The organism is Rhodopseudomonas sp. (assembly GCF_036404135.1).
Lineage (GTDB): Bacteria > Pseudomonadota > Alphaproteobacteria > Rhizobiales > Xanthobacteraceae > Rhodopseudomonas_A.
This window is the reverse complement of the sequence record NZ_DASWPE010000136.1, coordinates 1-11,715: the sequence shown is the minus strand read 5'-3', so window position 1 is coordinate 11,715 and position 11,715 is coordinate 1. Positions and strand designations below refer to the sequence as shown.

General features: G+C 66.9%; 12 protein-coding genes. 7 read left to right on the top strand and 5 right to left on the bottom strand.

The genetic code is table 11. The annotated features are described in order from the left end of the window. Together VGC77_RS16770 and VGC77_RS16765 are read left to right on the top strand one after the other, a co-directional pair. A partial coding sequence (locus tag VGC77_RS16770; RefSeq protein WP_331172702.1) for a helix-turn-helix domain-containing protein occupies positions 1-465 on the top strand: 465 nt, incomplete at its 5' end. Positions 466-772: 307 nt separating this feature from the next. Beyond that, complete coding sequence (locus tag VGC77_RS16765) at positions 773-2,911, top strand: L,D-transpeptidase family protein (protein WP_331172701.1); 2,139 nt, start codon at positions 773-775, stop codon at positions 2,909-2,911. A gap of 62 nt (positions 2,912-2,973) precedes the next feature. Here the strand turns inward: VGC77_RS16765 and VGC77_RS16760 are convergent, their stop codons facing one another. Together VGC77_RS16760 and VGC77_RS16755 are read right to left on the bottom strand one after the other, a co-directional pair. Then, entirely contained in the window at positions 2,974-3,318 is a 345-nt protein-coding gene (locus VGC77_RS16760) for a DUF1036 domain-containing protein (RefSeq protein WP_331172700.1), read from the bottom strand. Between the two features lie 2 nt (positions 3,319-3,320). Further along, a complete protein-coding gene (locus VGC77_RS16755) occupies positions 3,321-3,545 on the bottom strand; it encodes a hypothetical protein (RefSeq protein ID WP_331172699.1) in 225 nt (74 codons plus the stop codon). A gap of 415 nt (positions 3,546-3,960) precedes the next feature. On the opposite strand from VGC77_RS16755, the gene VGC77_RS16750 reads away from it, so the two are divergent. Next, a complete protein-coding gene (locus tag VGC77_RS16750) occupies positions 3,961-5,595 on the top strand; it encodes a DUF882 domain-containing protein (protein WP_331172698.1) in 1,635 nt (544 codons plus the stop codon). Positions 5,596-6,605: 1,010 nt separating this feature from the next. Here the strand turns inward: VGC77_RS16750 and VGC77_RS16745 are convergent. Next, entirely contained in the window at positions 6,606-6,875 is a 270-nt protein-coding gene (locus VGC77_RS16745; protein WP_011474386.1) for a DUF2312 domain-containing protein, read from the bottom strand. Between the two features lie 386 nt (positions 6,876-7,261). Between VGC77_RS16745 and VGC77_RS16740 the strand changes: the two genes are divergently transcribed. Further along, complete coding sequence (locus VGC77_RS16740; protein ID WP_414709690.1) at positions 7,262-7,855, top strand: DUF1036 domain-containing protein; 594 nt, start codon at positions 7,262-7,264, stop codon at positions 7,853-7,855. Next, entirely contained in the window at positions 7,852-9,279 is a 1,428-nt protein-coding gene (pyk, locus tag VGC77_RS16735) for a pyruvate kinase (protein WP_331172697.1), read from the top strand. Before VGC77_RS16740 ends, pyk begins: the two co-directional genes overlap by 4 nt. Before the next feature lie 34 nt (positions 9,280-9,313). Here the strand turns inward: pyk and VGC77_RS16730 are convergent, their stop codons facing one another. Continuing rightward, a complete protein-coding gene (locus tag VGC77_RS16730) occupies positions 9,314-9,751 on the bottom strand; it encodes a type II toxin-antitoxin system HicB family antitoxin (RefSeq protein ID WP_331172696.1) in 438 nt (145 codons plus the stop codon). Between the two features lie 135 nt (positions 9,752-9,886). Here VGC77_RS16730 and VGC77_RS16725 point away from each other — a divergent pair, with 135 nt between their 5' ends. Continuing rightward, complete coding sequence (locus VGC77_RS16725) at positions 9,887-10,009, top strand: hypothetical protein (protein WP_331172695.1); 123 nt, start codon at positions 9,887-9,889, stop codon at positions 10,007-10,009. Positions 10,010-10,096: 87 nt separating this feature from the next. Here the strand turns inward: VGC77_RS16725 and VGC77_RS16720 are convergent, their stop codons facing one another. Continuing rightward, positions 10,097-10,978: an SDR family oxidoreductase gene (locus VGC77_RS16720; protein ID WP_331172694.1), complete on the bottom strand. Its 882-nt coding sequence runs from the start codon at positions 10,976-10,978 to the stop codon at positions 10,097-10,099. Between the two features lie 101 nt (positions 10,979-11,079). Between VGC77_RS16720 and VGC77_RS16715 the strand changes: the two genes are divergently transcribed. After that, the coding region (locus VGC77_RS16715; RefSeq protein ID WP_414709689.1) for a helix-turn-helix transcriptional regulator at positions 11,080-11,715 on the top strand (636 nt) is incomplete at its 3' end.

Genomic DNA, 11,715 nt, shown 5'->3' with positions numbered 1-11,715 from the left:
AGCGGCGAAGCGATGGCGCGGCTCAGCCAACTCGACTGGCCCGGCAACGTCCGCCAGCTCGAAAACGCCGTCTATCGCGCCGTGGTGATGAGCGAGAGCAGCCATCTCGACCTCGCCGATTTCCCGCTGACCGCCGCCGCGCCGGGCGTCGCCGAATTCGCCGGCGAGCCGTTGCTGATCGAGCCACCGTTTCACGCCGCCGCGCCGCAACAGGTTTCCGGCCTCGACATCCCGATCGCACCGCTGCCGGTCGCCGGCAGCCTGGCGATGCTGACCTCCGACGGCGAGGTCCGCCCGCTCGACGAACTGGAGAGCGAGATCATCCGCTTTGCGATCTCGCATTATCGCGGCCAGATGTCCGAGGTCGCGCGCAGGTTGAAAATCGGCCGCTCGACGCTGTACCGCAAGCTCGACGAGGCGACCCAGACCGAGCGCGAGGCCGCCGCGCCGCAGCCCTTGAGCTGAAGCGGTCGCCGCTGATTCCGAGGCGATCAACGGCCCGCCCCGGAACATTTGAACCGTTGCCGGCCGGTGACAGACAAAGCCACAGCCGCGTGGCAAAAAGCGCCGTGACATTTCGGTGTGGGTCTATTCGGTCGGTTGAGTCAGTTTGTCGTGAGACGCCCGTGCGATGCTGGCCGCTTTGGCCGCGCGCGTGTTATCCTTGGTGAATCACGGCTTGCGGGCGTGCGATCGCGGCGCTTTCAGCAAAAGTTCAAGACTGCGAGGAACTGTTCCATCTCGGAGCAGCTTCAGCCAAGGGGTGCGATGAATGCGAGATGATTCCACTGGCCGCCGCGGATTCGACCGCGTCCTGATCGCCGTTGCGGCAACCTTCGTGTCGCTGTCAGCCGGCTCCGCCCTGGCGCAATCCGGACCCGCCCGCAGCCCTTCGGATCTCGCCATCGACGCCGCCGTCCCGACCCCCGAACCCGCCAATGTGCCGCCGCCGGCGATCGGCGACTTCAAGCTCGACACCGCGGCGTCCGGGAAAGCGGCCTCCGACAGCGCCGCCCCCGACACCACCGCTTCGGTGCCGCCCGCCGCCGCCGTCGAAGCGCCGAAGCAGGACGCCGCCGCGACCACTGCCCCCGCTCCGGAGCCGGCCGCGCCCGCCGCCACCGCACCGGCGGTCGAGCCGGCCAAGCAGCAGGCCGCGGAGCCGTCGGCCGAGCCCGCCAAGACCGCCAGCGCCGTGGCGCCGGCCGACCAGCCGGTCGCCGAAAAGCTGCGCGACATGCTCGGCGGCAAATCCAGCCGCTATTTCGACCGCAAAGGCGAGCGCGCCGCGGTGGAGAAGTTCTACACCGCGCGGGATTTCGCGCCGCTGTGGACGCAAGCCGGCGCCGTCACCCCGCTCGCCAAGGCCGTGGTGGCGCGGCTGAAGGACGCCGCCGCCGACGGCCTCAACCCCGCCGACTATCCGCAGCCGGATTTCGCCGCCGCCACCACGCCGGAAGCGTTGGCCGAGGCCGAGCTGAAGCTGACCGCCAGCCTGTTGGACTATGCCCGGCAGGCGCAGAGCGGCCGGATGCACTGGTCGCAGGTCTCCGGCGACATCCAGTATCCCGAGCACCCGATCGACCCGGCCGAGGTGCTGGCCAATGTCAGCGCCGCCAAGGACCCCGCCGCAGCGCTGGCCAGCTACAACCCGCCGCAGAAGATGTACCGGCAATTGAAGGCCAAGCTCGCCGAATTACGCGGCCAGGGCGACGGCCCCGGCGCGATCCAGATCGCCGACGGCCCGGCGCTGAAATACACCCCGGCGCGCAAGCAGCAGCCGGCGGCCGAGCCCGACGATCCGCGGGTGCCGCAGCTGCGCGCCAAGCTCGGCGTCACCGAGAATCCCGACAGCAGCCGCTACGACGCCAAGGTCGCGGAAGCGGTGCGCAAATTCCAGGACGGCGCCGATCTCAAGGAAACCGGCGTGCTCGACGAGCGCACCGTCAAGGCGCTGAACAGCCCGAAGAGCGACCGCCAGATCGACACCGTGATCGTCAATATGGAGCGCTGGCGCTGGCTGCCGCGCGACCTCGGCGTGCCGTCGCTCGGCGATGCCTATGTGATCCTCAACATTCCCGACTACACCTTGAAGGTGATGCAGCACGGCGCCCCGCTCTGGACCACGCGGGTGGTGGTCGGCAAGGCCGGCCAGCACGCCACGCCGCTTCTGACCGAGACGATGAAATACATCACCGTCAACCCGACCTGGAACGTGCCGCCATCGATCATCTACAACGAATATCTGCCGGCCTTGCAGCAGGACCCCACCGTGCTGCAGCGCATGGGGCTAAAGCTGGAGCGCAATCGCGACGGCTCGATCCACATTTCGCAGCCGCCCGGCGAGGCCAATGCGCTCGGCCGCATCCGCTTCAACTTCCCGAACAAATTCCTGGTCTATCAGCACGACACCCCGGACAAGAACCTGTTCTCGCGCGAGGCGCGGGCGTTCAGCCATGGCTGCATGCGGGTGCAGAACCCGGATCAATACGCCGCCACCCTGCTCAACATCACCATGCCGAACGAGCACTACACGCCGGAGAAGATCCGCAGCATGTACGGCAAGAGCGAGATCGACTTGAAATTCCCAACCCCGATCCCGGTCAACATCACCTATCAGACCGCCTTCGTCGACGACGCCGGCAAGCTGCAGACCCGCAAGGACGTCTACGGCCGCGACGCCGCGATGCTGGCGATCCTGCGCAACCCCAAGGGCAAGGATCTGGAGAACGTAATCGCCCACGCGCAGCCGAGCTACGCGAGGCCGCGCGCCGATATTCCGCAGGGCGTGGCGTTCAACGACGGCGCCGGCAACGCCGAGCCGTCGTTCTTCGAACGGCTGTTCGGCGCCCCCTCCGCGCCGCCGGCGCAGCCCAATCGGCGCTCCCAGCGCAACATCTTCACCCGCTAATAGGGCTCTCGAGGTTTCGGCGATGCAGGTTGATCGCCGAAACCTCGCCGCAGCATCTGCGGTCAGGTCAGATTGATGGTGCCGGTCCAGGGCCAGCCGGCATTGGTCACCGTGATCAATCGCATGCCGACGTCATCGGCCTGGGTCGATGACGTGTTCCAGCACCAGTCGAACGCCTGCAACGGCACCGGCGTATGGTACGAGCCGGACCAATGGCTGCCGTCGTCGGCTTCGGCATAGAATGTCGAGTATTTGTTGGTGGTCCACAGCACGGTAGCGGCCTGGCCCGGCTCGATCTTCCACCAGCCCTTCTTGGCCCAGTCACCTCCGTCGGGGCAGTTCGGGCTGTAATATCCGACAGCCACCCAGACACGGCTGCCGTGGTGATTGGCGAAACGCAGCCACATCGTCAACCTCCCCGTTCCAGCTTGTCGCGCAGCCGCGAGGTCAGCGAGGTTTTCGGGGCGGGACCGCGCGGAGCCGGCGGCAACAGCGCCGGCGCCTCTCCGCGCTTTTCGGTTATCTCGTGCTCGAGGTGTCCGGATTTGTGCTCTCCGATCACCTTGTCGTCCAATTTCGGATTCGCGGGACGGAAGCTCAGCGTCGGCGCGATCTCCGGCTCGTCATTTGCCATCGGTCGTCTCCTTGCGGTTGATCCACCCAGCGCAAAGCTATGCCCTCATGGCGAGCATCGTCTAGAAACACTCGCAAGTGGAACATTTGACTCCGAGTGACGGAGGCAGACGCTCGCATCAGCCCCAGGGGCGATCCCGAGGCGGCGCGCCGCCGGGTGCCGCGGTTAAGCAAAATAGCCCTGCAAATCCAATGGCTGCGCGGCGCGCCCCGGGCGCTGCATTAACCATCCTCCATCCAGGCTTCGGCACCGGGCTATTTTTCGCCACACTCAACAGGCTAAGTTAATGCTAACGGAGGGTGGGGCGTAGTTTTCAATTAACCCTCCTGCTTTAAGGCTGCATTCATCCTGTCCTCGCCGCTCACGGTTGCGAGGTGCGGATTTGTCGAGTGGTCATTTTGGGGTGGGTTGATTGGTGCTGGCTGGATTCGCACGTCGTTTCTTCACGCTGACATCGACCCGCGCCGGGGTTCAGGCCGGATTGGCGTCGCTGTTACTTCTCGCCGGCGCAGGCTCGGTGCATGACGCCACCGCGCTCGGCGACAGCCGCACCCTCACCTTTCACCACACCCATTCCGACGAAAACCTCACCGTCACCTTCAAGCGCAACGGCCGCTACGACGAAGCCGCGCTGCAGGAGATCAACCACTTCCTGCGCGACTGGCGCAGCCAGGACCAGACCACGATGGACCGTCGGCTGTTCGACATCCTCTGGGAAGTCTACCGCGACGTCGACGGCAAGCAGCCGATCCAGATCATTTCCGCCTACCGCTCGCCGGCCACCAACGCCATGCTGCGCCGCCGCTCGCAGGGCGTCGCCCGGTTCAGCCAGCACATGCTCGGCCACGCCATGGACTTCTACATTCCCGGCGTGCCGCTGGAGCAGATCCGCTTCGCGGGGCTCAGGCTACAGCGCGGCGGCGTCGGCTTCTATCCGACCTCGGGCTCGCCCTTCGTGCATCTCGACACCGGCAACATCCGGCACTGGCCGCGCATGACGCACGATCAGCTGGTGCGGGTGTTCCCCGACGGCCGCACCGTGCACGTGCCGTCGGACGGCAATCCGCTCCCAGGCTATCAGCTCGCTCTGGCCGACGTCGAACGGCGCGGCGACGCTTCCGATGCCGCCGGCAGCGGCAAGACCGGATTGTTGGCGGCGTTGTTCGGCAAGGGCAAATCCGGCAATGACGAGGATGATGAAGGCGGCGCAGCCGGCGCCGTGGTGGCCAGCGCCGACGCCGCCTCACCGGTCGGCCTGATGGCCGCCGCCCCCGGCAATATCAAGAACGCCGTGGTCAAGATCATCGACCAGGTGCCGCTGCCGCGCGCCAAGCCGCAGGCGGTGGCCGCGGTCCAGCTCGCTTCGGCGGACGCCCCGCCCGCTGCGGTCGCCCGGCCGGTCGCGGCCAAGGCGGAGGCGACCAAGCCCGACGCCGGCAAGCCGCAATCGCCCGCCGACATCATCAACGCCCGCGGCTTCTGGGACGACATGCCGGCGACCAAGCAGGCCACGCCGGCGCAGGTCGCCGCGATCAGCGCCCGCCAGGCGCTCGCCGCCGCCGATCCGCAATCCACCGCCACGATTTCCGAAAGCTCGATGCAGGCGATGGCCTATGCGCCGCCGCCCTCGCCGATCGAACGCGCCGCGGTGGTCGCCGCCAGCGCGCCGCTGCCGCGCAGCGTGCGTCCGGCCTCGGCGGCGCGCAATCCGATGGCGGTCAACAACGTCACCACGGTGGTCGCCAAGGGCCAGCGCGGCCAGGGCGTCGTGGTCGCGACCTCGTCGCGGCTCGCCGCCGCCGCGGTCAAGGACAACGACGTCTGGCTGCGCGCGATGATTCTCGCGCCGAGCGCCGCGACCATGACCTCGACGGTGTTCGGCGACACCGACCTCACCATCCTGCGCACGCATTTCAGCAAGCCGCAGGCCGCGGTGGCGATGGGGTTCGCCGACGATCCGCTGTCCGGCCTGCAGTGCGAACAATTCACCGGCGCGGCGGTGGTGGCGCTGTCGACCACGCCGTTCACCCGCACCGCGGCGCTGCGCTGAACCTCGATACTGAACTCAGCCGTGTGGATTGCTTTGACGCGCTAGGCTGATGCCGGGCGTGGCCGCACTGAACGCCGGCGCAGCCACGCCGAACGCGGCGCAGCCACACCGAATGCCGGCGCAGCCACGCCAAACGCACGCGCAGCCACACCCACCGCCGTCATCCTGAGGAGCAAGGCTTCGCGCGGAGCGCGAAGCCGCGCGTCTCGAAGGATGGGCCACGCACAAGGCAACCATGCACCCTTGGCACGCCGCAGACGCGCGGCCGCATCCTTCGAGGCCCTCGCTTTGCTCGGGCGCCTCAGGATGACGGCGCAGTGGTGGTCGCGCGGCAGTTCGGCTCGAGCAAAGTCGAAGCGTGACCAACGGGATTAAGCTCTTTCAATTGATCAAAATGCTCAGAGGTCCAACGCAGCGACGCCGAACGCGACGCAGCCACACCGAACACCGGCACGGCCACGCCGAACGCGACGCAGCCACACCGAATGCCGGCGCAGCCACGCCAAACGCACGCGCAGCCACCCCCACCGCCGTCATCCTGAGGAGCAAGGCTTCGCGCGGAGCGCGAAGCCGCGCGTCTCGAAGGATGGGCCACGCACGAGGCAACCATGCACCCGTGGCAAGCCGCCGACGCGCGGCCGCATCCTTCGAGGCCTTCGCTGCCTCGGGCGCCTCAGGACGACTGCGCCTCCACAAGCTCGTGTTGCAGCAGCCTCGAGATTGCCAGCCCGCTCGCTTCGGCTTGCGCCCGGACCACCGCCGAAATGCAAACGGCATCACCAATGGGGTGATGCCGTCATGGTGTTGGCTTTGATTTTCAGCCGAACCGCCGCCATGCTGAGGAGCAAGGCTTTGCGCGGAAAGCCTATAGCGTTTTCGAGCGAAGTGGATTCCGGTTCGCGTAAAGAAAACGCATCAAAATAGCAATCGAGAGCTCCGGTTCTGATTTTATCAGAACCGGAATAGCTCTAACCGGGCGTCGCGAAGGCTGGCACCCGCCGCGCGATCGCTCACAGCATGCCGAGCGCCTGCATGTAGGTTTCCAGGATGGTTTCCTGTTCGGCACGCTCATTGGCGTCCTGCTTGCGCATCCGCACGATGGTGCGCAGCGCCTTGACGTCGTAGCCGTTGCCCTTGGCCTCGGCATAGACGTCGCGGATGTCGTCGGAAATCGTCTTCTTCTCTTCTTCCAGACGTTCGATGCGCTCGATGATGGCCTTGAGCTGATCCTTCGCGAATTGGGTCGCGGGCTCTTCCTTGACGGCGGCAGACGTGGCCATCTCGTACTCCTGATGTGACTGTTGGATTGCGGCCCGCTTGTATCGCGCCTCGCGGCGAAGCGACACTCAAAAGTGCGGCGGCTGTGGTCAACGCAGGATCGCCCATAGCCCGGCGCGATCCGCAGCCGGGCGGCTGAACGCGATTGCAGAATCAGCGCGCCGCAGCCTTCGGGTTCCGGCCGGGTTGCGCGATCGCCGCCTGCCATGGTTAGGTCCGAACGATCCGGCCGGGCATTGACGTCACATCGCAGTTGTCACAGATTTTGCCATATCGCGGGGTTATAGCTGCCGCGGCCGTTTCCCCCGGGTCCGGTCGCAATACGGTGAACTTGACAGCAGCCGACGGGCCAAGCGAAGTCCTCATGGGTTTGATATAGCTTGACCGGATGATCGCAGAAGATTCTCATCGCCACGTGTTTTCACAGCAACGCCTCGGCATCGCCCTGATGCCGGCGCTGGCGCTGGTCGCGCTGTGCCTCTCGTCCAGTTCCGCGGCGGCGGATTTCCGGCTCTGCAACAACACCTCGAGCCGGGTCGGCATCGCGCTGGGCTACAAGGACGCCGAGGGCTGGACCACCGAAGGCTGGTGGAACGTGGCGTCGCGCAGCTGCGAAACCCTGCTGCGCGGCACGCTGGTGGCGCGGTTCTATTATATCTATGCGCTCGATTACGATCGCGGCGGCGAATGGTCGGGACAGGCTTTCATGTGTTCGCGCGACAAGGAATTCACCATCAAAGGCACCGACAATTGCCTGGCGCGGGGCTTTGACCGCACCGGCTTCTTCGAGGTCGACACCGGCGAGCAGCGCGCCTGGACGGTGCAGCTCACCGAAAGCAGCGAACAGAATACGCAACGTTTGCCGGGGATGCCCGGCGCACCCGGGCCAGGGACGCTCCCGGGAATGCCGAATTCGCAGGGTGGAACGCCTCCGGGCGCGTCTGGTCTGTCGCCAGATGCGGTCCCGGGAAGCAAGCCATGAGACGCCTTCGTCGAATCAAGATCCTCGCCACGCTCGGCCCCGCCTCCTCGGACGTTGCGATGATCCGCAAATTGTTCGAAGCCGGCGCCGACGTGTTCCGCATCAACATGAGCCACACCTCGCACGACAAGATGCGCGAACTGGTGAAGGCGATCCGCAGCGTCGAGAGTAGCTACGGTCGGCCGATCGGCATCCTGGTCGATCTGCAGGGCCCGAAATTGCGCGTCGGCATGTTCGGCGGCGGCGCGATCCAGCTCAACAACGGCGCCACCTTCGTGCTGGATTCCAGCAAGGAGCCCGGCGACGCCACCCGCGTACAGCTGCCGCATCCGGAAATTCTCTCGGCGCTGAAGGTCGGCGACGCGCTGCTGCTCGACGACGGCAAGGTGCGGCTGATCTGCGAGGAAGCCTCGCCGGAGCGCGCGGTGACCCGGGTGGTGATCGGCGGCAAGATGAGCGACCGCAAGGGCGTCAGCCTGCCCGACACCGACCTGCCGGTGTCGGCGATGACGCCGAAGGACCGCGCCGATCTCGAAGCCGCGCTGGAAACCGGCATCGACTGGGTGGCGCTGTCGTTTGTGCAGCGCGCCGAGGACGTCAACGAGGCCAAGCGGGTGATTCGCGGCCGCGCCGCGGTGATGGCGAAGATCGAAAAGCCGCAGGCGATCGACCGGCTGCCGGAGATTCTCGAAGTCTCCGACGCGCTGATGGTGGCGCGCGGCGATCTCGGCGTCGAACTGCCGCTGGAGCGGGTGCCGAGCCTGCAAAAACAGATGACGCGGATGGCGCGGCGCGCCGGCAAGCCGGTGGTGGTCGCGACGCAAATGCTGGAATCGATGATCACCAGCCCGGTGCCGACCCGCGCCGAGGTCTCCGACGTCGCCACCGCGGTCTATGAAGGCGCCGATGCCATCATGCTGTCCGCGGAATCCGCCGCCGGCAAATTCCCGGTGGAAGCGGTTTCCACCATGAACCGGATCGGCGAAGAGGTGGAGCGCGACCCGATCTATCGCGGCGTGGTCACCGCGCAGCGTCCCGACCCGGAAGAAACCGCCGGCGACGCCATCGCCGGTGCGGCGCGGCAGATCGCCGAGACGCTGGATCTATCGGCGATCATCTGCTGGACCAGCTCCGGCTCGACCGCGCTGCGGGTGGCGCGGGAACGGCCGAAGCCGCCGGTGGTGGCGATCACGCCGAACATCGGCACCGGCCGTAAGCTGTCGGTGGTGTGGGGCGTGCATTGCGTGGTGGCGGAAGACGCCCACGACCAGGACGACATGGTCGACCGCGCCGGCGCGATCTCGTTCCGCGACGGCTTCGCCAAGGCCGGCCAGCGCGTCATCATCGTCGCCGGCGTGCCGCTCGGCACCCCCGGCGCCACCAACATGGTGCGGATCGCCTATGTGGGCCCCGGGGATGCGTAGCTGAGATCTGCGCCGCGTGGCGTGAGCTGCGAGGTCACGCCGCCGCTTCGACGCCGATCACCAGCCGCTTGCCGAGCGCGCGCAGCGCATCGACCAGCGCGGGCAGCTTGGTGGCGTGTTTGGGATCGAGGATGCGGCGGATTTCCTTCTCGTCCTTCTGCATCCGGCGCGCCAATTCGCTCTTGCTGATGCCGGCGTTGACGAAGGCCTCGATCACCGCGAGCTTCGCCGCGACATCCGGCGCCACCGCGACGATGCTCAGCCGCTTGCCCTTGGCGCGCGGTTTCGGCAGCGGCAAATGGCGCGCGGGATAGCTCAACAGGGCAAGCCCCAGCGCCTCTTCCGCCTGCAGATGAGCGTCCGCCATGCCATTGCCCTGCGTAATCGCTTCCGGCACGTCCGGAAAGCTTACCACGATCACGCCGCGCGCGTCGCCCGGCTCGAATTCTGCGGCATAGGCGAAGCTGTCCATTGTCTGTCCTGATCGGTTGCCATGGTTGGCGGCTCAGTCGGCGAGCCCAAGCTGCTTTCTGATCTTCCGCGCCGTCTTCGGATCGATCTCGCGGCCGGGCAGCGTGGTCAGCCGGTCGCCGACATAGACCATCGCGTGGCCACCTTTGCCTTTGCGATAATCGATGCGAAATCTCAGGCCCGCGGCGCGAGCCTGCTCACGCAGTTCAGCGATGAAACGATCGCGCTTGTCCATGTCGGCCCGGGCTCGACCGAGTGACAATCGGACAATATTGTCCGATTGTCAAGACCTCGGCACCATCCGGCGGATCGCCTCTATCGGCTGGCGGATGCGTAGCGCGCGGGATCAGCGGGCCGCGTAGTAGCCCGGCTGATCGATATCGGCGAGCAGGTCCGGTCCACTCGGCGTCCAGCCGAGCAGCGATTGGGTGTGCGCGCTCGACGCCGGCATGTCGGCGGCGGCGAAATTGCCGAACCAGCCGAAATGCTCTGGCCCGCGGGATTCCACCGGGACGCCGAGCCTTCGCCCGATCACCGCGGCGATCTCCCTGAACGGCACGCCTTCATCCCCGGTCGCGTGGTAGGCCGCCTCAGTGGCGCCCTGCTCCAGCGCCAGCCGATACAGCAGCGCGGCGTCGCGCCGATGCACGCCGGGCCAACGGTTCAGGCCGTCGCCGACATAGGCCGACACCCCGGTCTGCCGCGCGATGCCGATCAGGATCGGAATGAAGCCGTGATCGCCGAGGCCATGCACCGACGGCGCCAGCCGGACCGACGCCGCCCGCACGCCGCGTTCGGCGAGCGATAGCGCCGCCGCTTCGGATTGCCGCGGGAAGGACGACGCGTTTGGCGGCGCGTCGGCTTCCGTCGCGAGCCGGCCCGGCGCCAGCATCGCGAAGCCGGAGGTCACCAGCAGCGGCCGGTTCGATCCGATCAGCGCGCTGCCCAGCGCCTCGATGGCGCGGCGGTCCTGCTCGGCATTGGCGGCGAATTTGCTGAAGTCGTGATTGAACGCGGTATGGATCACCGCGTCGGCCGCAGCGGCGGCGCTGCGCAACAGCTCGAGATCGTCAAGCGTGCCGGAGAGCACCTCGGCGCCGGTGGCGGCCAGCGCCGCCGCCTTGTCCTTGGCGCGGGCAAGCCCGGTCACCTTGTGGCCATGGCCGAGCAATTGTTCGACGACGGCCGAGCCGACCCAGCCGGTGGCCCCTGTTACGAATACGCGCATGTCTTGGTCTCCCACGATTTCAGTGGGGGTATTCTAGTCACTGCAGTATAGTATTAAAGTAGTGACGTTATCCTGGTATAATCACTAACAGGATGGGACGGATGGCGGGCAATTCGCTGGGAAGCTACCTGCGCAACCGGCGCACCAAACTCGACCCGGCGGCGCTGGGCTTTGCCGGCGGGCGGCGACGAACCGCGGGACTGCGCCGCGAGGAGGTGGCGCAGCGCGCCAATATCAGTGCAACCTGGTACACCTGGCTGGAGCAGGGCCGTGGCGGAGCACCGTCGGCCGCCGTGCTGGACCGCATCGCCAATGGGTTGATGCTGACCGAACCCGAGCGGGAACATCTGTTCATGCTCGGCCTCGGCCGCCCGCCGGAAGTGCGCTACAGGCCTGCCGAGGGCGTCAGCCCGCGTCTCCAGCGGGTGCTCGATGCGATGCCGCTGAGCCCGGCGATCGTCAAAACGGCGACGTGGGACGTGGTTGCGTGGAACCGGGCAGCGGCGGCGCTGCTGACGGATTATTCCAAGCTACCGCGCGAACAGCGCAACATATTGCGCCTGATGTTCGGCAGCGACCGTGTCCGCGTCCGCAACGCGGACTGGGAGAGCATCGCGCGCTTCGTCGTCGCTGCCTTTCGCGCCGACGTGGCACGCGCGGGCGCCAACAACAGCGCTGAGGTCACCACGCTGGTCGCGGAACTCTGCCGCATCAGCCCCGAGTTCGAGGCGCTGTGG